The sequence below is a fragment of the Pseudomonas fluorescens genome, assembly GCF_001623525.1.
In the GTDB taxonomy this organism is placed as follows: Bacteria; Pseudomonadota; Gammaproteobacteria; order Pseudomonadales; family Pseudomonadaceae; genus Aquipseudomonas; species Aquipseudomonas fluorescens_Q.
Window position 1 is genome coordinate 6,264,118 of record NZ_CP015225.1, and the last position, 25,256, is coordinate 6,289,373.

The 25,256-nt window shown below is 60.7% G+C and carries 16 protein-coding genes and 1 pseudogene; 7 read left to right on the forward strand and 10 right to left on the reverse strand.

The features are described 5' to 3' along the window. Positions 1 to 2 precede the first annotated feature (2 nt). Complete coding sequence (locus tag TK06_RS27215) at positions 3 to 3,110, reverse strand: transglycosylase domain-containing protein (RefSeq protein ID WP_063324554.1); 3,108 nt, start codon at positions 3,108 to 3,110, stop codon at positions 3 to 5. A 312-nt stretch (positions 3,111 to 3,422) separates the two neighbouring features. Next, entirely contained in the window at positions 3,423 to 3,884 is a 462-nt protein-coding gene (locus TK06_RS27220; RefSeq protein ID WP_063324555.1) for an REP-associated tyrosine transposase, read from the reverse strand. A 585-nt stretch (positions 3,885 to 4,469) separates the two neighbouring features. On the opposite strand from TK06_RS27220, the gene TK06_RS27225 reads away from it, so the two are divergent. Continuing rightward, positions 4,470 to 5,891 carry an amino acid permease gene (locus TK06_RS27225; RefSeq protein WP_063324556.1) on the forward strand — a complete coding sequence of 474 codons (1,422 nt, stop codon included), beginning with the start codon at positions 4,470 to 4,472 and terminating at the stop codon, positions 5,889 to 5,891. Positions 5,892 to 6,104: 213 nt separating this feature from the next. After that, positions 6,105 to 7,616, forward strand: coding sequence for a glucosyltransferase domain-containing protein (locus TK06_RS27230; RefSeq protein ID WP_063324557.1), 1,512 nt, complete (start codon positions 6,105 to 6,107; stop codon positions 7,614 to 7,616). Here the strand turns inward: TK06_RS27230 and TK06_RS27235 are convergent, their stop codons facing one another. The 7 genes and pseudogenes from TK06_RS27235 to TK06_RS27260 all read right to left on the reverse strand — a co-directional run bounded on the left by TK06_RS27235 (position 7,617) and on the right by TK06_RS27260 (position 17,819). Further along, positions 7,617 to 9,236, reverse strand: coding sequence for an FMN-binding glutamate synthase family protein (locus TK06_RS27235; protein ID WP_063324558.1), 1,620 nt, complete (start codon positions 9,234 to 9,236; stop codon positions 7,617 to 7,619). It abuts the gene before it with no gap. A gap of 216 nt (positions 9,237 to 9,452) precedes the next feature. Then, entirely contained in the window at positions 9,453 to 10,121 is a 669-nt protein-coding gene (locus tag TK06_RS33640; protein ID WP_428993589.1) for an ATP-binding protein, read from the reverse strand. Positions 10,122 to 10,178: 57 nt separating this feature from the next. Next, positions 10,179 to 10,265, reverse strand: a pseudogene (locus tag TK06_RS33645) (hypothetical protein); the annotation flags it as partial. Between the two features lie 590 nt (positions 10,266 to 10,855). Then, complete coding sequence (locus TK06_RS27245) at positions 10,856 to 12,658, reverse strand: DAHL domain-containing protein (RefSeq protein WP_063324560.1); 1,803 nt, start codon at positions 12,656 to 12,658, stop codon at positions 10,856 to 10,858. After that, positions 12,655 to 13,614, reverse strand: coding sequence for a cytochrome-c peroxidase (locus TK06_RS27250; RefSeq protein ID WP_063324561.1), 960 nt, complete (start codon positions 13,612 to 13,614; stop codon positions 12,655 to 12,657). The genes TK06_RS27245 and TK06_RS27250 overlap by 4 nt, the downstream gene beginning before the upstream one ends. Before the next feature lie 42 nt (positions 13,615 to 13,656). After that, a complete protein-coding gene (locus TK06_RS27255; RefSeq protein WP_063324562.1) occupies positions 13,657 to 15,531 on the reverse strand; it encodes a putative bifunctional diguanylate cyclase/phosphodiesterase in 1,875 nt (624 codons plus the stop codon). After that, positions 15,528 to 17,819 carry a GGDEF/EAL domain-containing response regulator gene (locus TK06_RS27260; protein WP_063324563.1) on the reverse strand — a complete coding sequence of 764 codons (2,292 nt, stop codon included), beginning with the start codon at positions 17,817 to 17,819 and terminating at the stop codon, positions 15,528 to 15,530. The genes TK06_RS27255 and TK06_RS27260 overlap by 4 nt, the downstream gene beginning before the upstream one ends. A 227-nt stretch (positions 17,820 to 18,046) precedes the next feature. On the opposite strand from TK06_RS27260, the gene TK06_RS27265 reads away from it, so the two are divergent. The 4 genes from TK06_RS27265 (at position 18,047) to TK06_RS27280 (ending at position 21,259) form a co-directional block, all read left to right on the forward strand. Next, entirely contained in the window at positions 18,047 to 19,414 is a 1,368-nt protein-coding gene (locus TK06_RS27265) for an HD domain-containing phosphohydrolase (protein ID WP_063324564.1), read from the forward strand. 271 nt (positions 19,415 to 19,685) lie between these two features. Then, complete coding sequence (locus TK06_RS27270; RefSeq protein WP_063324565.1) at positions 19,686 to 20,102, forward strand: NUDIX hydrolase; 417 nt, start codon at positions 19,686 to 19,688, stop codon at positions 20,100 to 20,102. Positions 20,103 to 20,126: 24 nt separating this feature from the next. Continuing rightward, the gene (locus TK06_RS27275; RefSeq protein WP_063324566.1) at positions 20,127 to 20,765 is read left to right on the forward strand and encodes a LysE family translocator; all 639 of its coding nucleotides are present in this window, start codon (positions 20,127 to 20,129) and stop codon (positions 20,763 to 20,765) included. After that, complete coding sequence (locus tag TK06_RS27280; RefSeq protein WP_063324567.1) at positions 20,762 to 21,259, forward strand: GNAT family N-acetyltransferase; 498 nt, start codon at positions 20,762 to 20,764, stop codon at positions 21,257 to 21,259. Before TK06_RS27275 ends, TK06_RS27280 begins: the two co-directional genes overlap by 4 nt. A gap of 466 nt (positions 21,260 to 21,725) precedes the next feature. On the opposite strand, the gene metR is transcribed toward TK06_RS27280, so the two are convergent. Continuing rightward, the gene (gene metR, locus TK06_RS27285) at positions 21,726 to 22,643 is read right to left on the reverse strand and encodes a transcriptional regulator MetR (RefSeq protein ID WP_063324568.1); all 918 of its coding nucleotides are present in this window, start codon (positions 22,641 to 22,643) and stop codon (positions 21,726 to 21,728) included. Positions 22,644 to 22,752: 109 nt separating this feature from the next. Here metR and metE point away from each other — a divergent pair, with 109 nt between their 5' ends. Next, positions 22,753 to 25,065, forward strand: a complete 2,313-nt coding sequence (gene metE / locus TK06_RS27290) for a 5-methyltetrahydropteroyltriglutamate--homocysteine S-methyltransferase (RefSeq protein WP_063324569.1) — start codon at positions 22,753 to 22,755, stop codon at positions 25,063 to 25,065. Positions 25,066 to 25,256 lie beyond the last annotated feature (191 nt).

A 25,256-nucleotide genomic window follows, 5' to 3' on the forward strand; every position in this document is an offset into this window, starting at 1 on the left:
ACTCATTGCCGTGCCACCAGCGGCTTGCACTGGGTATGACTGCCCGGCTGCAAGTAGGGCGATAGAAACGGCGCCATGCCCTTGAGCACTTGCACCGGCAGGGCCGAGGTGAATTTGAAGTTCTGTGCCGAGGCCCCCGGGACAAAGGCGGTGAGTGTGCCGAAATGGCTGTCGCCGATGTAGAACACAAAAGTGGCGGTGCGGTTGATCGATTTGGAGCTGATCACCCGCCCACCCGAGCCGATGGCTTCGATGCGGTTGTCGCCGGTGCCGGTCTTGCCGCCCATGGCCAGCGGTGTGCCGTCGGCCAGTTTGAAACTGCCGGCCACGCGTTTCGCGGTGCCGGCATCCACCACCTGGGACAGCGCGCCGCGCAGGGCCCGGGCCACTTCCACCGGCATCACGCGCTTGCCGTTATCCGGGTTGCTCACCAGCCGCGTCTCGTAAGGCGTATCGACGGCGAAATCCAGGCTGTCGACGCGCAACGCCGGTTGGCGGATGCCGTCGTTGAGAATGGTGCCCACCAGCTCGGCAAGGGCGGCAGGGCGGTCGCCGGAGCTGCCGATGGCGGTGGCCAGCGACGGCACCAGGTGATCGAACGGGTAGCCGACTTTCTGCCAGCGCTGGTGAATATCCAGGAAGGCTTCGATCTCCAGCATGGTGCGGATGCGGCTGTCGCGGGCGCTCTTGTGCCGGCTCTTGAACAGCCAGCTGTAGACTTCCTGGCGCTCGAACTCGCTGGCCTTGACGATCTGGCTGAACTTGGCGTCGGGGTTATTCAGCAGGTAGCCCATCAACCATAAATCCAGTGGATGGACCTTGGCGATGAAACCCTGGTCCGGCAGGTCATAGGCACCGGGGCCGTAGCTCTGGTAGAGCCGTTCCAGGCGTTCGTCGGTGAGCTTCTCGGGGTTCTTGACCGACTTGAGGTGCGAGCGCACGAACAGGTTGAAGCTTTCCTGGCTGTCGCCAGGAAAGAAGTAGCGGTGCACCGCCGCCAGGCGGATCGCCGTGGGACGCATGCCGTCGAGGAAGGTTTCCAGGCGTTGGCTGGTGTCCTTTTTCTGATACTTCTTCCAGAACCTGAGCAGGAACGAAGTGCCTTCGCGGTCGGCGAACTGGGCCAGGTATTCCTGGCGGCGCGGGTCCTTATCGTCCTTGAGCAGCTCGGAACTGTTATTGGGGCCGGCATAGGTGGCGTAGCGCACCAGGTCGCGCATCAGGCGAATGAACGGCAGGTTGATCGACTCGCGCAGGGCGTCGCGCAGGGTCGGGTTGCGGCCGTTGTCCTCGTTGCGGAAGTTGTGGAAGGTGTGCAGGCCGCCACCGGTGAAAAACGCCTCGCCGGGGCTGGCGGAATAGGTGCGGTCCAGGGCCGCCTCCAACATCTTCGGCAGGCTGCGGTCGGTGTTCTGGATCAAATAGTCGACGGCCCAGCGCGAGAGGCGATCCTGTTCGGCGATATCGGCCTTCTTCAACGCCGCCGGGGTCTGCTCGGCATACCGCTCGTGCAGCTCGGCGATGATCTGCAGGTACGTGGTGAGGACTCGCAACTTGGCGGTGGAGCCCAGTTCCAGTTTGCTGCCTTCATTGATGTCGAAGGGTTGGTCGGTACTGTCGGTTTGCACCCGTACCCGCGAGCCGTCGGGGGTCAGTTCCAGCAGGGTGAAGCTGTAGCGCACCTGGGTGGTGCTGGTGGGGGTCAGCAAGCGTTCGCCCATCAGGCCGATCTCGGCAGCGAACGCCGGGTCGGCCAAGCGCTTGAGGTACTCGGTGGCCTGGGCCTGCAAGTCGCTTTGCAAGGTGCTGGTGGCGGAGAGGTCCAGGCGATCGAGGTCGTACAGCGGGCGATTGAGCAGCGTGGCAAGGCGACTGCGGGCGGCGCTGATGCCTTTGTTGGTTTCGTTGGGTTGCACGGTCGGGTCCTGGACCCAGTCGCGATAGCTGACCTGGCTCGCCAGGGCCGCCTCCGACAGTGCCGCATCGATCACGCCGTTCTGCGCCAACAGCCGGATATGGCTGTCGGTCAGGCGCGCCAGCTCTTCGTGCCCCTTGGATAGGTAATGGGACGGGCGGCGCTGGGCGATCATCAACGACAGCATTTCCCGCAGGGCCAGGCCTTTTTCCGCCAGACTCTTGGGGTCGTTGGCGGCACTGGACAGGCGTTCATTGGCCCGCTTGAAATCGGCGCCGTACCAAACCCGCAAGCCCTCCGCCATGCCGTGGACTTCACCGTGCCCCGGCACGGCCGAGAGCGGTACGCTGTTGAGGTAGTCGCGGATGATCCGCTGCCGCGCCTCGAGGGTTTGCGGGCCGGCCTGATAGGCCCGTACGCTGGCGGAAATCATCTGGCGGATTTTCTCCCCGCCCGACACGGTTAGGCCCTCGGGGGAGTGACGGTATTTTTCCAGCTGCGTCGCCAACGTGCTGCCGCCGGCGGATTGCCCCGGCAGGCTCAACAGCTTGGCGACTTGCGACCAGGCCGCCATGGCGAAACGCGGCCAGTCCACCGCCGGGTTGGCCAAGGGCTGCTTGGGGTCGAGCAGGAAACGGTTCTCGATGAACAACAGGCTTTGCACCACTACCGGTGGGATCGCATCGAAATTGGCGTACAACTGCTGCGGATACTTGAACTGATACACCGGCGCGGCGCGGCAGTCAGTGATGGTCAGCCCGGCCTGGATTTTTTCGGCGTAGGGCACGAACAGGCCTTTTTCGACGTAATCCATCAAGGCCGGTGAGAAACGGGCCTGGGCCTGGATAACGTAGTCGCGCTTGAGCAACCGCGGTAAAAACTCCCCCAGCGAGCTGTAGCCCAACCGCCGATCGAACGGGCCTGCACCCGGGTAGATGATGGCATCGCTGGGCCCTGGTTGCACCGAATAGCTCAGCGACGCGGCGTACTTGCTGATTTCTTGGGCCTGGAAGCGCGAGGTGCGCATTTCCTTGGCCACCGCCAGGCCGACCACCACGACGATAATCAGCAACAACAACCAGAACGCCCGCCAGCCATGACGGGCGCGGCGTTTTTTTTGAGGTAAAGGCGCTTCTTCCATACGTTCAGTCGGGACCACAGGTTCATTCGAATCGGTTTGCCACAAAGCGCCCATAGTCGACTGATCCATTCACGCAGATTGATCGGACTTGCTTGAAGCTTAGACGGTGGTTGGCGTGGGGGGAGGGGAAATTGTGGGCTGACGTCATTGCCGAGCTGACTGACTGATCAACTGGCTGACGGCTCTTGTGGCGAGGGAGCTTGCTCCCGCTCGGCTGCGCAGCAGACGCCACTGTCGCCGGGCTGGAACATCTTCAGTGGTTGGGAAAAACGGGGGCGGCTGCGCCACCCAGCGGGAGCAAGCTCCCTCGCCACAGGTGCTCGGTGGCTTCAAGAGTGGGGGCGTCAGCCTTGGCTCAACAAACGATCAGATCCATGCAGTATCCCAATGCGGGTAGTCGCCAATATGCTCCACCAGCCCAGCGCGAATAGGATTGGCGGTGATGTAGTCGGCAGCGGGGCGAAGGGATTGGTTGTCGCGAATCGCGCAGTCGTGGAAGCCGCTTTGCCAAAAGGCGCCGGTTCTGTTCATGGCTCGATTGATTGTAAGGGTGCTGCGGGATTTGATCGTCTGCATGACCCGAGAGAGTTGGGCTCGTTCCAGTTGCACCAACCAATGCAGATGGTCCGGCATCACAACCCAGGCGAGCGAATTGACCTGGCCTTGCTCATGAGCCAGACGCATTTCTGCAATCAATAAGCGACCCAGTCGCAAGTCCTTGAAGATAGGCATGCGTTGATGAACGACCGCAGTGACGAGATAACCTCGTCCACGTTCCGAAAAGCGTCCATGACGCAGGCGATGAGAGTTTGGACGTTGAGGACGCATTCCTTGGCTTCCTGTGGTTGGGGTGTCCACTTATCGTAGTTTCGCCCACGATAATCCGACGCGCTGATGACCGAACGACTTTTCTGAAAACGATGTAGTACCCCGTGGCGAGGGAGCTTGCTCCCGCTCGGCTGCGCAGCAGACGCAACGGTGGCACGGCTGAGGCGTCTGCTTTGAGATGAAAAAGCGGGGGCGGCTGCGCCACCCAGCGGGAGCAAGCTCCCTCGCCACGGTGGGGCGGTGGTGTCTGTAAGACCTGTGCTAGAGCCATCCAGCCATGCCCAGGCATGACGCTGCACCCTCCCTGTGCAATACTCGGCGGCGCTTTCGGAAAGGTCTGTCGTCCAGATAATGCATCTCCGAAAACAGGGTCTCTACTGAGGTTTCTCCCTGAATTTCCCCGGTTTTACAGTGAATCTCTCTATCCCTGGCTTTTTATACTGCACGGCCCGCTGATCCTGAGGGCGCTGTTCACAGGACGGTCTGTCCACGAAACAGACCGGTTTCGGCAAAGTGGCAGGTTCATCGACCTGCGGCTTTGGAGACTCGGTGGTCAATCCAATAACAAGACGAGGTTGTATCCCTATGGCTGTCGGCAATCATCTGCCCCATGGCGAGACCGCTCAGGGTGGTCCGCTCAAACGTGAGCTCGGTGAGCGGCACATCCGCCTGATGGCGCTTGGCGCCTGCATCGGCGTCGGGCTGTTTCTCGGCTCGGCCAAGGCCATTGAAATGGCCGGCCCGGCGATCATGCTGTCCTACATCATTGGCGGCCTGGCGATCCTGGTGATCATGCGCGCCCTCGGCGAGATGGCCGTGCACAACCCGGTGGCCGGCTCGTTCAGCCGTTATGCCCAGGACTACCTCGGCCCGCTGGCCGGTTTCCTGACCGGTTGGAACTACTGGTTCCTGTGGCTGGTGACCTGCGTGGCGGAGATCACCGCGGTGGCGGTGTACATGGGCATCTGGTTTCCCGATGTGCCCCGCTGGATCTGGGCCCTGGCCGCCTTGGTCAGCATGGGCTCGATCAACCTGATCGCGGTCAAGGCCTTCGGTGAGTTCGAATTCTGGTTCGCCCTGATCAAGATCGTCACCATCATCGCCATGGTCATCGGCGGCGTCGGCATCATCGCCTTCGGGTTCGGCAACGATGGCGTGGCCTTGGGCATTTCCAACCTCTGGACCCACGGCGGTTTCATGCCCAACGGCGTGCAGGGTGTGTTGATGTCCCTGCAAATGGTGATGTTCGCCTACTTGGGCGTGGAGATGATTGGCCTGACCGCCGGCGAAGCGAAGAACCCACAGAAAACCATCCCCAACGCCATCGGCTCGGTGTTCTGGCGGATCCTGCTGTTCTACGTCGGCGCGTTGTTCGTGATCCTGTCGATCTACCCGTGGAACGAGATCGGCACCCAGGGCAGCCCGTTCGTGATGACCTTCGAGCGCCTGGGCATCAAGACCGCCGCCGGCATCATCAACTTCGTGGTGATCACCGCCGCGCTGTCGTCCTGTAACGGCGGCATCTTCAGCACCGGGCGGATGCTCTACAGCCTGGCGCAGAATGGCCAGGCCCCGGCCGGTTTTGCCACCACTTCGGCCAACGGCGTGCCGCGCCGTGCCTTGCTGTTGTCCATCGCCGCGTTGCTGCTGGGCGTGCTGCTCAATTACCTGGTGCCGGAAAAGGTCTTCGTCTGGGTGACCTCCATCGCCACCTTCGGCGCGATCTGGACCTGGGTGATGATCCTGCTGGCCCAGCTCAAATTCCGCAAAAGCTTGAGTGCTTCGGAGCGTGCGGCCTTGAAGTACCGGATGTGGCTGTACCCGGTCAGCTCGTACCTGGCGTTGGCATTTTTGGTGCTGGTGGTGGGGCTGATGGCGTACTTCCCTGATACACGGGTGGCGTTGTATGTCGGTCCGGCGTTCCTGGTGTTGTTGACGGTGTTGTTTTATGTATTCAAGTTGCAGCCGACGGGCGAAACCCACGGCTCGGTGCGGTCAGTGTCGTAAATTAACCGCGATATAAAAGAAAGCCCCGGTCAGTGACTGGGGCTTTTTCATTGAGCTGTGATTGACCGTCCGTCGAAGACTGTAGCTGACCTGTAAGTTCTGACAGTAGACCCGCATCGGACCGCAGTCTAGCTTGGAAGCTTGCCAACAGGGAATGGCAAGGCACCAAGATGAAAGATCTATCTGCACTGTTGGCGATTGCACGAGTAACCTATGCGAATAACGAAGGTACTTAGCAAAAAAGAGGTGCTATTGTTTTTTACGGTAGCTTCTTTTGTGTACGTATACCCTATTGTTCATGCCGATTACGCCTATGTAGACGATAGTTGGCGGGAAATATTGGCGATCGATGACTGGTGGAGAATTCACGGCAGAGTGCTGGCTGAAGTGGTTACGAAGCTTATGGCGTTTAACAATGCAACCATTAATATTTTCCCGCTTCCATTGTTAATTGCTACTTTTGCATTTGCATGTGCGATGACTAGGCTGACGTTATGGTATTTTCCTCGCCCCGAGTGGACAGCGTGTCTCGTGGTGCTCCCACTGCTCTGTAATCCTTTTTTTTTAGGTAACATTAGTTTTCAATATGATGGGCCGGGTATGATGTTAGCAGTTGTGGCTGCTGTTTTTTCTATAACCTGTCATGTTCGCAATAGTTACCTGCGCGGGTGCGTGTCGGCTATTTTAATAGCGGTGCTGCTAAGTATTTATCAATTGGTGATTACAGTTTTTATTGGGTTGTGCTGTATGGAGTGTTTGTGGAATGTTAGAAATGGAAAGCCGGCGCAGGAAGTGTTGAGAGAAATTGGGTTGCGTGGTTTACAGCTTTTTTTTGGGGGGGGTTTTTATTATTTTACCGCTTTCAAACTGACGAGCGATAGGCGCGGTTCGCTGGCAGAGTTCGATTCGCACTGGCTTGGAGAGGTCGTTAGAAAGTTTAAGTTCTCTATGGAAAAAGTGTTCGAGTTGATCAACGCCGGAAATGGATTTTTTTCTATTTTAATGGTGATCGTAGCCGGCGTGGGATATGTCCTAGTCATTAAGAATGTTTTAGCACTGGCCGGTGGTAGGGGCGAAAAAATTTTAGTTTTAGGGGCCTGTCTATGCGTACCGCCTGTGCTGATAGTTTGTGTCCCCGGTCCGATGTTATTCGTGCTGGATCCTAATTTGGAAGCGCGGAACTATCTGGGGTTTTCTGTAGTATTGTTTTTTTTGCTGCTGATGAGTCGTGAAGTTTTGGGGCGTGCTGGGTTGCGAATGCTTTTGGTGATACCAGTTTTGGCGATGTATTCGTTTAGTTACGGCTATGGGCAAGTTCTTATCGCAAAAAAAGAGCTTGAGACGGCCATGGCAATGTTTATAGCTTATGACATTATTGCAACAAAAGAATTTCTCAATTCCCCTGTGCTTTATTATATTGAGCCCCCTATTAATGGGAAGTGGTTGCCCAAAGCGCAGGGTGCCATAAATTATATGCCGGCGTTGCGCTACCTTTTGAGCAGCTCCAGTATGGTGCTCCGCCCAAATACTTTACCTCAGTACGGTATTAATAATGTGGTTTCAGAGGGGCGCGCCGCTTTTGATGCGGCGACGGCTGAGGGCAAGACTTATAGGCGGGTGGTAGACAGGAAGTTCTATTCATTTTATGTCACTGAGTCAGGTGATTTTATTGTCATGAAAGATTTAACAGGTTCCGAAGGGTACATTAGGGGATGGTGGCGATAGTTACGCCGCCACTATTTTCTCCGGCTCAAAACTATCCGCCCGAGCCATCTGCCACATCCGCGAATAAAACGCCCCATTCACCTCACCCGTCAGCAATTCCCCCGGCTTCAAAAACACATGCAACTGCGAAAACAGCTTGATCTCAGTCGCTGACATCCGCCGAACCAAATGCTTGGGCTGCAACTGCGAAGGATGCTCAAGCCCGGCAGCGGCGAGCATTTCGGCCAGGGCCTTGAGGGTGTTGCGGTGGAAGTTGTAGACCCGCTGGGCCTTGTCCGGGACGACCAGGGCGCGCTGGCGCAGGGTGTCTTGGGTGGCGACGCCGGTGGGGCATTTGTTGGTGTGGCAGCTTTGGGATTGGATGCAGCCGATGGCGAACATGAAGCCGCGCGCGGCGTTGGCCCAGTCGGCGCCGATGGCCAGGACGCTGGCGATGTCGAAGGCGCTGACGATCTTGCCGCTGGCGCCGAGCTTGATCTTGTCCCGCAGGTTCAGGCCCACCAGGGTGTTGTGCACGAACAGCAGGCCCTCGCGCAGCGGCACGCCGATGTGGTCGGTGAATTCCACTGGCGCCGCGCCCGTGCCGCCTTCCTTGCCGTCGACCACGATGAAATCGGGGAGGATTCCGGTTTCCAGCATGGCCTTGGCGATGCCCATGAATTCCCAGGGATGGCCCAGGCAGAATTTGAAGCCCACCGGTTTGCCACCGGACAGTTCGCGCAGTTGCTGGACGAACTGCATCAGTTCGATCGGCGTGGAAAACGCGCTGTGGCGTGACGGCGAAACACAATCCTCGCCCATGAGGATGCCCCGGGTCTCGGCGATTTCCCGGGTGACCTTGTGCTTGGGCAGGATCCCGCCATGGCCGGGTTTGGCGCCCTGGCTCATCTTGATTTCAATCATCCGCACTTGCGGGTTCTGCGCCTGGGCGGCGAAGCGCTCCGGGTCGAAGCGCCCGTCGCTGGTGCGGCAGCCGAAATAACCGCTGCCCAGTTCCCAGGTCAGGTCGCCGCCGTGTTCGCGGTGGTAGGGGCTGATGCTGCCTTCACCGGTGTCGTGGGCGAAGTTGCCCAACTTGGCGCCTTGGTTCAACGCCCGGATCGCATTGGCGCTCAGGGAGCCGAAACTCATCGCCGAGATGTTGAACACTGATGCTGAGTACGGCTGGGTGCACTGCGGGCCACCGACCGTCACGCGAAAACCGCTGGGATCGCTCAACGGTGCCGGACGCATGGAATGGCCGATGAATTCGAAGCCGGTCTGGTAGACGTCGATCAGGGTGCCGAAGGGTTTGTCGGCGCTTTCGTTCTTGGCCCGGGAGTACACCAGCGAACGTTGGGCCCGGGAGAAGGGCAGGGCCTCGCTGTCGGATTCGAGCAGGTACTGGCGGATTTCCGGTCGGATGCCTTCGACCAGGTAGCGGATGTTGCCCAGGATCGGATAGTTGCGCCGCACCGCATGGCGGCTTTGCAGCAGGTCGAACAGCCCCAGCAGGCTTAACAGCCCCGTCACCAATGCCATCGGCCAGAGCCAGTCGTGTTGCAGGAACGGCAGGCTGACGAGGGTGAAGATGACACAGCCGGCGAAGAAGGCGTAACGGCTCAGCAGCGACAGGCTCATGCGGTTTCCTTGGGGGGCGATTTGGCGAGACATTAGCTTGGAATACAGGCCGTGGCGAGGGAGCTTGCTCCCGCTGGGCTGCGAAGCGGCCCCAATTGGATCACTGCGATCATTCAGGTAGACCGCGTCAGGCGTTTTGCGACGGCTGCGCCGCCGAGCGGGAGCAAGCTCCCTCGCCACAAGAGCCTGCTCGCTGCTGTTAGGCGATACAGTTGCTCAGCCCGCCTGCTTCATCTGCCGCAACGGTAATTCCACGCGGAAGGTGGTGCCGACGCCGACTTCGCTGCGTACCGTGATTTCGCCGTGGTGTTTTTTCACGATGCCGTAGGACAACGACAGCCCGAGCCCTGTGCCCTGGCCGATGGGTTTGGTGGTGAAGAACGGGTCGAAGATTTTCTGCAGGGTATCGGGGGGGATGCCCGAGCCGTTGTCGGCGACTTCGATCCATACGGTTTCTTCACCAACGCCGTTGCGCAGGGTGATGGTGCCGCGCTCGGGGCCGATGGCCTGGGCGGCGTTGACGATCAGGTTCATGATCACCTGGTTGATCTGCGACGGCAGGCATTCCACTTCCGGCAACGGCGTGTACTCCTTGACCACGTCGGCCTTGTATTTGATTTCATTGGCGACGATGTTCAACGTCGAATCCATGCCGTGCTGCAAATTGGCCATCTGCCATTCCTGGCTGGAATCGACGCGAGAGAAATCCTTCAGGTCCTTGACGATCTGCCCGACCCGGCCAATGCCATCCTTGGACTCCTTGATCAGCAGGGGAATGTCCTCGACGAGAAAGTCCAGCTCCACCTGTTCGCGCAGCTTGCGCAATTGCACCACCAGCTCCGGCGAGGCGATGGCCCCCTCGGCGCTGCCGTAGGCGCTGAGCATTTCCTGGAGTTTGCCGAAGTAGCCGTCCAATGCACCCAGGTTGGAAGAAATGAAACCGATCGGGTTGTTGATTTCGTGGGCCACCCCAGCCGCCAACTGTCCCAGCGAGGCGAGCTTTTCCGATTGCACCAGTTGGGTTTCCAGCATCTTGCGTTCGTCGATTTCCATTTGCAGCAGCTCGCTGGCCTGTTTGAACGCCTGGGTGCGTTGTTCCACCAGGTCTTCGAGCTTGTTCATTTTCAGTTGCGCGCGGGAGGTCATTTCCCATTTGGTGGTCAGGGTGTTGGCCATCTGCTGGACTTCGATGTTGTCGAACGGCTTTTTCAGGATCAGCAAACGGTCGTGGCCGTTCAGACGGTCGAGCAGTTCATCCCAGGAATAATCCGAATAGGCGGTGCAGACCACCACTTGCAACTGCGGGTCGCGCTTCCAGAGTTCTTCGATGGTCTTGGCGCCATCCCAGCCTTCGGGCATGCGCATGTCGACAAAGGCCAGGGCATAAGGACGCCCTTTTGCCGCTGCCTCCAGCAACTTGTTCAGGCCTTCCATCCCGCCATAGGCCGAGTCGAGTTCGAACACGGTGGCAGCAGGTTTGGGTGCTTCGCCGAACAGCGCGCTTTCCATGTCCAGCAAGTCAGCGTTGCTGTCATCCTCCGGGGTGAGGATCTTGCGGAAATCTTCATGAATGGCGGGTGTATCGTCGATCAACAGGATGCGGCGGTTACTCATGCTATTCATGGCTCACCTTCTGCAAGTTTCAGGGGCAGTTGCAGTTGGAACGTCGCCCCCCTGCCTGGCCCCTCACTGTGGGCGGTGAGGCGGCCTTCCATTTCAATGGCCGCCAATGCGCAACTGTGCAGGCCAAAGCCGTGGCCTTCCTTACGCGTGGTAAAACCGTGGGCGAAGATGCGCGTCATGTTTTCCTCCGGAATACCTTCGCCTTCGTCCTTGACGCTGATTTGCAGGGTCTGGCCATCGACGACGGCAGCCTTCAGGGTCATGTTTCGCGCATGATTGGAAACCCCCGCCATGGCGTATTTGGCATTGCTGATCAGGTTGATCAGGATCAACAGCAAGCGGTGTTTGTCACCCATGATCCGCGGCACATCGCCGTATTCCTTGATCACCGTAACATGGTGACGGGTCAGGGCGCCCGAATTCATGCGCAAGGCATCTTCGAGCAGTTCGCTGACCACCAAGGGTTCCAGCAGGCTGTTGGCGCCGGCATAGGATTGCTGGGTGGAAACGATGTCCTTGATGTGGTCCACGCTCTTGCTCAACTGGGCCAGTTCGTCGGTCAGGCCCTGTTGCTCGAGCGCGATGGCCTCGACCAGTTGGTTGAGGTAACCGGGCAGCAGCTTGCCTTTGGCGTCTTCGGTGAGAAAGTGGCCGAGGTCATCGGCGTGTTCGTTGATCAGTTGCATCGCCTTGCCCAGCCCCTGGGCCTTGCTACTGCGCAGTTTGCGGCTGACCAGGTCGGCGGAGATGTTCACGCTGTTGAGGACGTTGCCGACGTTGTGCAACACGTTGGTGGCGATTTCCGCCATGCCGGCCTGGCGGGCGGTGTCCATCAATTCGCTCTGGGTGTCCTTGAGCTGGCGCGTCCGCTCTTCAACCCGCTGTTCCAGTTCATCGTTGGCGCTTTGCAGCGCGTTGTTGACCCTTTTGATCTCGGCGAAGCTGCGTACCAGCCGGATCGCCAGCCAGATCAGTATCAAGACCAGGAGCGTGGCGAACACCAGCAGGTAGACGTGGTTACGTTCGTACTTGGCCGCGGCTTTGCTCTGGTCTTTCTCCAACAGGTGAGTAATGGTGTCCAGGTGTCCGGACACGGGGATCGCTTCGATGGCCGCTAACAGCTCATTGACCCGCGGTTGTTCGCGCAGGATCAGCGCGATGTGCCTGCTCAGGATGTCAACGGGGCCTTGGAGCCCCTGGGGCATGCGCTCCTTGTTGATGTCCAGCCGGTTCAGGCCCAGCAGCACCTCGGCGGCTACCTCGCTGGTGCTCAACTGGGCGAACTCCATGCTGCTGAGCAACAGGTCGTAGGTGTCGATGGCGACGTTTTGCAGTTGCAGCCGCTCCGTGTCGGGCAGCCGGGCGAACTGGGCCTGGATGTCGTCCTCGGCGGCGGGCAGGAAGGCCATGGAGTTGCGCAGCACTGCGTTGTGGGATTTGAACTGTTCCACCAACCGGGTCTTTTCCTTGACCGCCTTGAGGTACTCGTCGCGCTGGGCTTCCCAGAGTGACGGCTTGTGGCGTCCGGGCTCCGATTCGATGGCGTCGAGACGCTGCCACAGGCGCGCCATTTCATGCAGGGGCGTGACCAGGGGATCGTAGTCGTGGGTCAGGGCGATCCGCGACTTGAGCACCTCGTTGTCCCAGATGGCGTCTTGCTGCTTGAGCAGGCGAATCAGGTCCCGGGACTCAATGTACGAGGCGGCCTGCTGGGCCCCTGAATTGATGTACATGAACAGCAGGACCGATGCCAGCAACAGACCGATGAACGCAAGGCCGAGGCGACGGAGAGTGGTCATAGGGGCTTGCCCTCCGATTCACCGGTCAGCGTCTTGAGGAACTCGACGATCAGGGTCGTATCGTTCTTGAGGGGCTCACGCCCCAGTTGGTACTTGAACATGACCTCCACCGCGCGTTCCAGGGTCGGTGCCGACGCGTCATGGAAATACGGGGCGGTGACGGCCACATTGCGCAGGCTGGGCACCTTGAAGACCTGGCGGTCGGCTTCATCGCCGGTGATGTTGAAGCGTCCCTCGTCGGCTCGGGTAGGGTTGCCCCGATCCTTGATGTAGTCGCCCATGACCCCGAACTTCTGGAACATGTTGCCGCCGATGTTCACGCCTTGGTGGCAGGCGATGCAGCCGTACTCCTTGAAGCGCTGGTAACCGAACTTTTCCCGGGGCGTGAGGATGTCGGTATTGCCCAGCAGGTATTGGTCGAAGCGCGAATTGGGTGTCTGCAAGGTGCGCTCGTAATCCGCCAGTGCGCCCTGGATATTGGGCTTGGTCACGCCGTCGGGATACGCGTCCTTGAAGTCCTTGGCATAACCGGGGTCATCGGCGATGCGCTTGACGACCGATTCCCAGGTGCTGCCCATTTCCGCCGGGCTGGTCACGACTGCGTGGACCTGTTCTTCCAACGTGTCGACACGACCATCCCAGAACTGGTGGAAGTTCAGGCCGGCATTGAACACGGTCGGCGTATTGACCTCCACCGGCTTGCCGTCGAAGCCCAGGGAGAACGGCTTGTCGTCGGCACCGCCCTTGTCCAGGCGATGGCAACTGGCACAGGACAGGGTGTTGTTGACCGACAGCCGCGGGTCATTGAACAGCCGCAACCCCAGTTGGACGCGCTTGGGGTCCAGGGCCGGAGCCGCTGGCAGGGGTTTGAGGGGTTCGTCCAGTGGCTCGGCGTGAGCGGTCACGCTTGATCCCACGAGCAGGCCGAGAGCCAGAATCAGTCCATGTAACGCCATGGGATGCTTTCCTTGAAACTTTGGTTGATAACACTCAGGTGTTCACGAAAACGGGTTCTGGCGTTTTTCCCACTCGGTCATCCAGTCGGCGAAGGCCTGCGGTTCGACGGCCTTGCTGAAGTAATAACCCTGGACCTCCTCGCAATGGTGCTTCTTGAGAAATTCCAACTGTTCGAGGGTTTCCACACCTTCGGCAATGATGTGCAGGTTCAGGCTCTTGCCCAGGCTGATGATGGTGCTCACCAGCTTGGCGTCGTTGCTGTCGATGCTCAGGTCACCGACGAACGACTGGTCGATCTTCAACACATCCACCGGAAATTTCTGCAGGTAGCTCAGGCTCGAATAGCCGGTGCCGAAGTCGTCGATGGCCAGGCGAATGCCTAGCTGCTTGATGGCCTTGAGGATGGCTACCGTGGTATCGACGTTCTGCATCAGTACACTTTCGGTGATCTCCAGTTCCAACTGTGTCGGAGCCAGGCCGGTTTCCTTGAGGGTGCGGGCGATACCTTCGACGAAGCCGCGCTGGCGAAAATCGATGGCCGAGACGTTCACCGACAGGTACAGCGGGCGCATGCCCTGGGCTTGCCAGCGACACGCCTGCTGGCAGGCTTCCTGAAGCACCCATTGGCTCAGCGGAACGATCAGGCCGCTGTCCTCGGCCACCGGAATGAAATCCGACGGATAGACCAGGCCATGATCCGGCCTGTTCCAGCGCACCAGCGCCTCGACACCGACCACCTTGCCGCTCTTGAGGTCGAGCTTGGGTTGGTAATGCAGCACGAACTCCTTGCGTTGCAGGCCCAGGCGCAGGCCCGATTCGATGGTCTGTTGCTGCCGTGCCCGGCGGTTCATGTCTTCGGTGAAAAACCGGTAGTCGTTGGGGCCGGTCTCCTTGACGTTGCGCATCGCTGTCTCGGCTTTCTTGATCAGCGCCACGGCGTCGAAACCGTCGGAGGGGTACACGCTGATGCCCAGGCTCGCGGTGACGGTCAGGTCATGGCCGTCGATGGGTTGCGGGGAACTGATGGCCGCCAGCAGTTTGTCGGCCACGCCTTTGGTCTGCTGCGGGTCGACGATGTCTCCCAGCACCACCACGAACTCATCGGAACCGTAGCGAAACACCGAATCGGATTCACGCACCACGGTCGCCAGTGCCCGGGCCACTCGCTTGAGCATTTCATCGCCCACGGGATGGCCCAGCGCGTTATTGATGCGCTTGAAGCGGTCCAGGCCAATGAACATCACCGCCAGTTGCCGGTCGTGCCGGCGGCACTGGGCCATGGCCTGGGTCAGGCGATCGCCGAGCAACATGCTGTTGGGCAACTCGGTGAGCACGTCGTATTGCAGCAGGTGGGATACCTTGAGCAATTCCTGGACGCGTTCTTCGATCGTGCGCTCCAGGCTGCGCATTTTCCTCGCCGCATCCTGGGCCAGCTGCCACTTCCAAGTCATGGCGCTGGCCATCTGGCGGATTTCCAGGGTGTCGAAGGGTTTCTTGAGGATCAGTAACTGATCGTCGAACTCGATCCGTTCGGACATGGTTTCCCAGGAGTAATCCGAGAACGCCGTGCACAGGGCGATTTGCAGGCGCGGGTCGGCTTCCCACAGCCGCTCGATGGTTTGCAGGCCGTCCCAGCCCGGTGGCATGCGCATGTCAGCGAACACCAGCGCATAGGGCTGGCCTTCGGCCTGGGCGCGCTTGACCAGTTCCAGCGCCTCTTCGCCCTGGTAGGCCGAGTCGATCTGAAATTGCAGCCGGCTGACCTGTGGGGTGCCGAACAGCAGGCTCTCGGTGTCGTCCAGTGAGTCATCGCTGCCGGCGCTGGGGCTGAGGATCTTGCGAAAGTCCTGGTGGATCGCCGGTGTGTCGTCCACCACCAGGATTCGCCGGTTGGCAGGTACCGACATCGGGTTCATGGATTGCTCTCCGATAGCTCGCTCGCTGGTCGGGTCCAGTGGTCTGTCGCCGGAACGATGGTGCCGGCCTTGAGCAGTTCGGCGGCCTGGCCGCTGTCGACCACGGTGCTGAAGTAATGCCCCTGGGCCTGCATCGCGCCGCCGCTGGACATCAGCGTGGTGCGTTGCTCCTGGGTTTCGACGCCCTCGGCAATGATCCCGATGCCCACGTCCCGGGCGAAGTTGATGATCGCCCGCAACGTCGTGGCATTCTCGGGATCGGCGTTGGCGCTGTCGAGGAAACGCTGGGCGAGCTTGAGGTGATTGACCCGGTAGGTCTTGAGGTAATCGAACGAAGAGTACTCGGTGCCGAAGTCATCGATGGCGATCTGCACGCCCAACTCGCAGAGGCGCGGCAGCACGTCGTTGTGGGTCCACTTGGTCTGGGCCAGGGTGGCTTCGGTGACGTCGAAGCGCAGGTCCCAGGGCGCCAGTTCCCAGCGTGCGGTGGTGCGCAGCACGTCGTAGATTAGTTCCGGACCGGTCTTGAGCTGGGTCAGGGACAGGTCGATGGCGATTACGGGGGGCGCCATGCCCTGGTCGCGCCACTGGCGCATTTGTTGGCAAGCCTGGTCCAGCACCCAATGCCCGAGGCCAATGATGATCCCGGTTTTCTCGGCGGCAGGCATGAAGACCGCCGGCTCCAGCCAGCCACGTTGGGGATGGTTCCAGCGCACTTGCACGCCCATGCCGAGGATCTTGCCGGAGCCGAGGTCGACTTCCGGCAGGTAGTGCAGGTGCAGTTCCTGGTTTTCGATGGCTTGGCGCAGATCGTTGGCCAGGGCGACCCGGTCGGTGACTTCCTGGTTAATTTCCTCGTTATGGAAATGGTACTGGTTGCGGCCCTTTTCCTTGGAGCGGTACAGGGCCATGTCGGACTGCGCCATCAGGCTGTCGGCACTCAGGCTCTGCGGGGTGTACAGGGCGATGCCGATGCTCACCGAGATCCGCACGTCGTTGCCGTCCAGGGAGTACGGTGCCACCAGCGCATCGCGGATCTTGCCCGCCAGCGCGGCGCAATGGGTCGCTTCATGGACGTCCAGTTGCAGGAGGGCGAACTCGTCGCCGCCCAGGCGCGCCACCACGTCGTTTTCCCGGGTGCAGGCCTTGATCCGTGTGGCGACTTCCTGCAATAGCAGGTCGCCGATGGGGTGACCCAGGGTGTCGTTGATCCGTTTGAAGTGGTCCAGGTCCAGGTAGAACATCGCAAACGGCGCCGCACCCCGACGAGCGGCGGCGAAGGCCTGGTGCAGGCGCTCGATCATGGTGGCGCGGTTGGCCAGCCCGGTCAGGCCGTCGGTGCGGGCCAGCAGGGCGATTTTCTCTTCGGCCAGCTTGCGCTCGGTAATGTCGAGGATGATGCCTTCTATTTCCAGCAACAGGCCTTGCTCGTTGCGCACCGGGATGTAGCGGTTCTCTACCCAGCGGTACGTGTCGTCGCCGGTGCGCATGCGGAACTCGATGGACGCCCCTGCGGTGTCGCGGTCCAGAACGCGGACCATGGCCTCATGGACTTTCTCCTGGTCATCGGGGTGGATCAGGGTTTGCGCCCAGTCCGGCGAGTTGGTCAGTTGCGCTGCGGAATGGCCGAACTTGGTGATGTTGTGGGAGATGTACATCAATGCGAACGGCGGCTCGCCCCGCAGGCGATAGAGAATGGTCGGGCTGTTCTGCACGATGATGTTGGCGTCGGCCAGTTCGCGGGTGCGTTCCTCGACTGCGCGCTCGAGCATGTCCATTTTCAGCGCCGCGTCTTCGGTCATTTGCCATTTGACGGTCAAGGTACTGGCCATCTGGCGGATCTCGATGGCGTCGAAGGGTTTTTTCAGGATGAGCAGGCGGTCGCCCAGTTCAAGGCGATCGGCAATGTCTTCCCAGGAATAGTCCGAGTAAGCGGTGCACAGGGCCACTTGCAGCTTGGGGTCGGCGCGCCACAGCCGCTCGATGGTTTCCAGGCCGTCCCAGCCCGGCGGCATGCGCATGTCGATGAACGCCATGGCGAAGGGTTGCCCCTGGGCCAGCGCCGTTTCGACCTTGTTCAGGGCTTCCATGCCCTGGAATGCCGAATCGAGCACGAAACTCGTACCAGAAACCGCCACGGGCGAGCCGAACAAGGCCTCTTCGGCGCTGCTCAGGCTGTCACTGGCGTTCGCCTGGGGGCTGAGGATCTTGCGAAAATCCTCATGGATAGTCGGCGTGTCGTCGACGATCAGGATTCGCCGATTAGTTTTATCCAACGGCAGGCTCATGGCCGTGCACCGTTTTGATGCTGACTATAGAACCCTGGAAACATCTGATATCCCTTTCGCTGGCATGAGTATTCGGCCTGTACATGGCCCTTCATGGGATACAGCATAGTCGTCTCATCGGGATACGCTCGGTCAGTGATGGCAAATGTGTCTAAATGTTCGCAATCTACTAGCCTGTATTTCGGGGGTAAGGTAGAACGGTTGTCGTGAATAGGAGGGGGTTTCAAATGGAAGATCAATCGCCGGATGTTCCGGTAAGGAAGCCATCGGTGCTGTTGGTCGATGACGAAGAGTCGATCCTCAATAGCCTGCGTCGGCTATTACGCAGCCAGCCGTACGAGATCCTGCTGGCCGACAGTGGCGCCAAGGCCCTGGAAATTCTCAAGGAGCGGCCGGTCGACCTGGTGATGACCGATGCACGCATGCCGAACATGGATGGCGCCACGCTGCTGGCCGAGATCCGCAAGCTGTACCCATCGACCTTGCGCATCCTGCTCACCGGATATGCCGATGTGGACATGATGACCAAGGCCATCAACGAGGGGCAGCTCTATCGCTACCTCAGCAAACCCTGGAACGATGAGGAACTGGTGCAGGCCTTGCGCCAGGCCCTGTCCCACCAGCATTCCGAAAGCGAGCGCCAGCGCCTCGAAGCGCTGAACCGCGAGCAGAACCAGCAACTCAAGACCCTTAACGCCACCCTGGAAAAACGCGTGGCGTCGCGCACCTCCGAGCTGCAGCAGACCGCCGACATGCTCGATTTGGCCTATGACGAGCTCAAGCGCAGTTATGTGACCAGCACCGAAGTGTTTTCGCTGATCGCCAACCTGCGCCTGCCCAAGGCCAAGCAGACCAACCGGCAGATCATCGAGTTGATCAGGGTCTATAGCCGGCTGCATTTCCTCGATGAGTCCACCGACCGCGACCTGACCATGGCCGCGGCGCTCTACAACATCGGCAAGCTGAGCTGGACCGACAACATGATGGTCACGCCCGCCGACTTGCTGCACCACAACGAACTTGAGCTCTATCGGGCCTATCCGAAGCAGAGCGAATCGCTGCTGATGACCCTGGACCCGATGAAGGATGCGGCGCGGATCATTCGCCATCACCAGGAGCGTTGGGACGGCAGTGGTTTCCCCGAGCACCTCAGGGGCGAGGCCATTCCGTTCGGTTCGCGGCTGTTGAAACTGGCGGTGGACTTCATCGAGCTGCAGCGCGGGTTGATCCTGGAGCGGCAGATGAACAGCGACGAAGCGCTGGTCTACATCCGCAAGTACGCCGGCAAACTGTACGACCCGGACATGGTCGAGGATTTCATCAAGGCCTGTGGCGAGTACCTGGAAGACGTGACCCTGTCCGACCCGACGGTAGAGGTCAAGACCACCCGCGAACTGACGCCCGGCATGATCCTGGCCCGCAACCTCAACGCTGACAACGGCATGCTGCTGCTCAACGCCGGCAAGGTCCTGAGCGGGCCGCTGGTGGAAAAGCTCATCGCCTTCGAAGCGATGGAAGGGGCCCGGTACAGCGTGTTCGTCAAGATCCCCGAAGAGCAGGCCGACCCTTCGGCGCCGAAGCCGATTTTGGGGTGATCGGGCTCTGGCAGGCTCCTGAGCTGTTGTTCGCTTGAGGTTTGTCAGATTCATTGTGGCGAGGGAGCTTGCTCCCGCTGGACTGCGCAGCAGGCCCATTTTTGTGAGTGCTTCGCACTCAAGCGGGAGCAAGCTCCCTCGCCACGGGGCATCTACTTTTATGCCTTCCATAGGGGAATGTGCGGATTCTGAAACAGGAATCCGGCTTTGCTCCCTGCCACCGTGGTCTGTAATCTCCCTGGCATTTTTCTGCCCAAGGCTTTGACTCATCATGACCACTTCCCTCATCCGCATCGCCGCCGCCCTGTTGCTCGGGCCGGACGGGCGAACCCTGCTGGTGCGCAAGCGCGGCACCCGGGCCTTCATGCAGCCGGGCGGCAAGATCGAGGCCCATGAACAGCCGATGCAGGCGCTGGCCCGGGAGCTGGAAGAGGAGCTTGGGTTACAGATCGACCCGGCACAGGCTCGTTACCTGGGCGTGTTCAGCGCTCCGGCGGCCAACGAGCCGGGGTTTATCGTGCAGGCCGAGGTATTTTTGCTGAGCATCGATGCCCCGGTTTCGCCGGCAGCCGAAATTGAAGAGGTGTGCTGGATCGACCCGGCCGGCGCCAGCAATCTTTTGCTGGCACCGTTGACAGGCGAGGTGATCCTGCCGTTTTATCGAACGACACTTCTAGCTACCTGCTGATTCACGCCTCAAGGACTGATGCCCATGATTCCATTGCCGGACCTGTTGATTTTCGCCGCTGCCGCGTTGCTGATGGTACTGACGCCCGGCCCGAACATGATCTACTTGATCTCCCGTTCGATCTGCCAGGGCCGCAAGGCTGGCGTCACCTCCCTGCTGGGGGTGGTGGCGGGGTTCTTCGTGCACATGTTCGCCGCGGCCGCCGGATTGACGGCAGTGTTCCTGGCGGTGCCCATGGCCTATGAAGTATTGAAATGGGCCGGTGCGCTGTACCTGTTGTGGCTGGCCTGGCAGGCGGTCAAGCCGGGCGCGCGTTCGCCCTTCGAGGCCCAGCAGTTGCCAGCGGACTCGACGCGCAAGTTGATCACCATGGGTTTTTTCACCAGCGCCCTGAACCCCAAGATCGCGGTGTTCTACCTGTCGGTGTTCCCGCAGTTCATCAGCCCGGAACACGGTTCGCTGTTCACCCAGAGCATTATCCTGGGCCTGACCCAGATCAGCGTCAGTTTCAGCGTCAACCTGCTGATTGCCCTGTTCGCTGCCGGCATTGCCTCATGGTTCGTCCACAACCCGACCTGGCTGGCGGCGCAGCGCTACTTCATGGGGTTTGTCCTCGGTGCGCTGGCGTTGCGCCTGATGTTTGAGCAACGGCGTTCGGCGTGAGCATCCGACGGCTGAGGGCCGGCGATGCCCAGGCGTATCGCCAACTGATGCTCCAGGCATACGCACTGCATCCCCAGGCCTTCACCTCCAGCGTCACCGAGCGGGCCAAGTTGCCTATCAACTGGTGGGAGTCACGCCTGGGCAGCCGGCTCGATGTACTGCTGGGGGCGTTTGTCGAGCAAGAGTTGGTCGGCATCGTCGGCCTGGCCCTGGAGCCCCGGGAAAAAGCCCGGCACAAGGCGCTGCTGTTCGGCATGTACGTCGCCGATGAACATCGCCATCGTGGGCTCGGCTACCAACTGGTCCAAGCCGCCCTCGCCGAAGCCCGGCGTCATCCCTTCCTGCGCCTGGTGCAACTGACCGTCACCGCCGGCAACGGCCCGGCGCTCAAGCTCTACCAGCGCTGCGGCTTCGTCCTGTACGGCCTCGAACCGATGGCGATCCGCGTGGAGGATGAGTTCCTCGACAAAATCCACATGTGGCTCGAGCTGTAAACCAATCGGCCATGACTGTTGAGCTTTTTTGTGGCGAGGGAGCTTGCTCCCGCTGGGGCGCGCAGCGGCCCTAGAGCCCGGCGACGCGGTGGATCAGGTTGATTGAGTGAGCTTGAGAGGGGCTGCTGCGCAGCCCAGCGGGAGCAAGCTCCCTCGCCACAAAAGCCCAAAAGCCCAAAAGCCCAAAAGCCCAAAAGCTCAAAAGCTCAAAAGCTCAAAAGCTCAAAAGCTCAAAAGCTCAAAAGCATCCCGGTCGACCAACCGATTGGCTCTTGAAACTGACACTGATTCGAGGCACTCCCTTAACCCGCGCCGAGCCCAATTCCCGTGGCGAGGGAGCTTGCTCCCGCTGGGGCGCGCAGCGGCCCTAAAACCCGGCGACACGGTGGATCAGGTTGATTGAGTGAGCTTGAGAGGGGCTGCTGCGCAGCCCAGCGGGAGCAAGCTCCCTCGCCACAAAAAGCAGTCAGCGCACGGCACTGACCCCGTCCAACGTGGAAAACGACGTGTCCTTGGCCGTCAGCAAAAAGTCGCGCATGTACGGCGCGTCGAGCATGTCGGTGCGCACCGCCGCGTAGAGCGTGGCAAACAAGCCTTTCTCCCCCAGCCGCTTGGCCTTCACGTAACCCCGCGAGCTGTATTCATGCAGGGCCCAGTGCGGCATGCCGCAGACGCCGCGACCGCTGGCCACCAGTTGCATCATCATCACCGTCAGTTCAGAGGTGCGCACCTGGGCCGGTTCGATGTCGGCCGGTTCCAGGAAACGGGTGAAGATGTCTAGCCGGTCGCGCTCCACCGGGTAGGTGATCAGGGTTTCGCTGATCAGGTCCTCGGGCACGATGTAGGGCTTGCCCGCCAGTCGATGCTGGTTGGCCACGGCGAGCATCGCTTCGTAGGTGAACAATGGCACGTAGGTGATGCCGGCCAGCTCCAGCGGGTCGGAAGTCACCACCAGGTCGAGGTCGCCCCGGGCCAGGGCTGGCAACGGCGCGAAAGCGAAGCCCGAGGCCAGGTCCAGCTCGACTTCCGGCCAGGCATCGCGGAATTGGTCGATGGTCGGCATCAACCACTGGAAGCAGCTATGGCACTCGATGGCCATGTGCAGCCGTCCGGCGGTGCCGCCAGCCAGGCGGGCGATGTCCCGTTCGGCGCCACGCAGCAAGGGCAGGGCGGCATCGGCCAGTTGCAACAGGCGCAGGCCGGCGCTGGTGAACCGTACCGGCTTGGTCTTGCGCACGAACAACGGCATGCCCAGGCGCTCTTCCAGTTCCTTGAACTGGTGGGAGAGGGCGGACTGGGTCAGGTGCAGGCGTTCGGCGGCTTCGACCAGGCTGTCGGCTTCGCGCAGGGCGTGCAGGGTCTTGAGGTGACGGAGTTCAAGCACCGGAGTTGCTCCATGAGTAAAACTTGTGATCAACACGAAAAGGTTGAGTTTGTCTCATGTAGGGTCAGCTGTCGACAATGGCGCCATCTTTTACAGGAGGACGCACACCATGGCCCTGGCCCACACTCTCGGTTTCCCTCGCATCGGCGCCGACCGCGAACTGAAAAAAGCCCTCGAAGCCTATTGGAAAGGTGACCTGGCCCCGGCCGCGTTGCAGGCGGTGGGTCGCGAACTGCGGGCCCGGCACTGGCAATTGCAGAAAGACGCCGGCATCGACCTGCTACCCGTCGGCGACTTTGCCTGGTACGACCAAGTGCTCAGCCACTCCCTGACCCTGGGCGTCGTGCCACCGCGTTTCCACAGCACCTTGAATGCCCAGGGCCGACCGACCCTCGACACCCTGTTCGCCATGGCCCGTGGCGCCACGGCCAGTTGCTGCGGGGCCGACCACGGCCAGGCGCAATACGCCCAGGAGTTGACCAAGTGGTTCGACACCAACTACCACTACCTGGTCCCGGAGTTTTCCGCTGACCAGACCTTCGCCCTGAGCTGGGAACAGTTGTTCGATGAAGTGGACGAGGCCCATGCCTTGGGCCATCAGGTCAAACCGGTGATCATCGGCCCGTTGACCTACTTGTGGCTGGGCAAGGCCAAGGGCGAGGCGTTCGACAAGCTCGGCCTGCTGGAGCGCCTGCTGCCGGTCTACGGGGAGATCCTCAACCGCCTCAAGGCCCAGGGCGTGGAGTGGGTGCAGATCGACGAACCGATCCTCACCCTCGACCTGCCTCAAGCCTGGAAGAGCGCTTTCGAACGGGCTTATCACATCCTCCAGTACTCGCCGCTGAAAAAACTCGTGGCCACCTATTTCAGTGGCCTGCAAGACAATCTCGGCCTGGCGGTCAGCCTGCCGGTGGATGGCTTGCACATCGACGCGGTACGCGCCCCGGAACAACTGGGCCAGGTGCTGGACCGCCTGCCGACCTACAAGATTCTGTCGGTGGGCCTGGTCAATGGCCGCAACGTCTGGCGCTGTGAACTGGAACAGGCGCTGGCGCAGCTGCAACCGGCCCAGGAGCGCTTTGGCGACAACCTCTGGGTCAGCACCTCATGCTCGCTGTTGCACAGTCCGGTGGACCTGGAGCGTGAAGACCGCCTCGATCCGGAACTCAAGAGCTGGCTGGCGTTTGCCGTGCAGAAGTGTGGTGAAGTCGCGGTGCTGCGCGATGCCCTGAACGATCCACACGCGCCCGCTGTGCAACAGGCCTTGGCCGACAGCCGCGAGGTGCAGGCCAGTCGCGCCCGTTCGGCGCGCATTCACAAACCCGCGGTCCAGGCGCGCCTGGCGGCAATCGGGCCACAGGACAGTCAGCGGCGCTCGCCGTTTGCCAAGCGCATCGAACGCCAGCGCGCCCGTCTGAAACTGCCGGCCTTTCCCACCACCACCATCGGCTCCTTCCCGCAGACCCCGGCGATTCGCCTGGCCCGTCAGGCCTACAAGCAAGGCAAGCTGTCGGCCAATGACTATCAGGACGCCATGCACACCGAGATCCGCCATGCCGTGCAGATCCAGGAACGCCTGGGCCTGGACGTGCTGGTGCACGGTGAAGCCGAGCGCAACGACATGGTGGAATACTTCGCCGAGCACCTGGACGGCTACGTCTTCACCCGTTTCGGTTGGGTGCAGAGCTACGGTTCGCGCTGCGTGAAACCGGCGATCATCTATGGCGACATCAGTCGGCCGAGCGCCATGACCGTCGACTGGATCCGCTACGCGCAAAGCCTGACCGACAAGGTCATGAAAGGCATGCTCACCGGCCCCGTGACCATGCTGATGTGGTCGTTCCCCCGCGAAGACGTGTCGCGCCAGGTCCAGGCCCGACAACTGGCCCTGGCCCTGCGGGACGAAGTGCTGGACCTGGAAAAGGCCGGGATCAAGATTGTGCAGATCGACGAGGCGGCGTTCCGCGAAGGGTTGCCGCTGCGTCGCGGGCAATGGCAGGAATACCTGGACTGGGCGGTTGACGCGTTCCGTTTGTGCGCGTCGGGGGTGGCTGATGAAACCCAGATCCATACCCACATGTGCTACAGCGAATTCAACGATGTGATCAAGGCCATCGCCGACATGGACGCCGATGTCATCACCATCGAGACCTCGCGTTCGGACATGGAATTGCTGGAGGCTTTCGAGGCGTTCGACTACCCGAACGACATCGGCCCGGGCGTCTACGACATCCACTCGCCACGGGTGCCGGACACGGCCGAGATGGTTGCGCTGATGAGCAAGGCGGTAAAACGGATCGCCGCCGAGCGGCTGTGGATCAACCCCGACTGTGGGTTGAAAACCCGGGGCTGGCCGGAAACGGAAGCGGCGTTGGTGAACATGGTGGCGGCGGCGCGGCAGTTGCGTAGTCAGTTGGCCTGAGGCCTCGGGTGTTGTGGACGAGCACCCTGTTTCCGACATTTTTTGTGGCGAGGGAGCTTGCTCCCGCTGGGCTGCGCAGCAGCCCCAACATCTATCTGTCGCCGCAGTGCCCCAGGCAGAGCCCCGGGGGTTGCTGCGCAACCCAGCGGGAGCAAGCTCCCTCGCCACAGGGTGTCCACCATGTCCCCGGT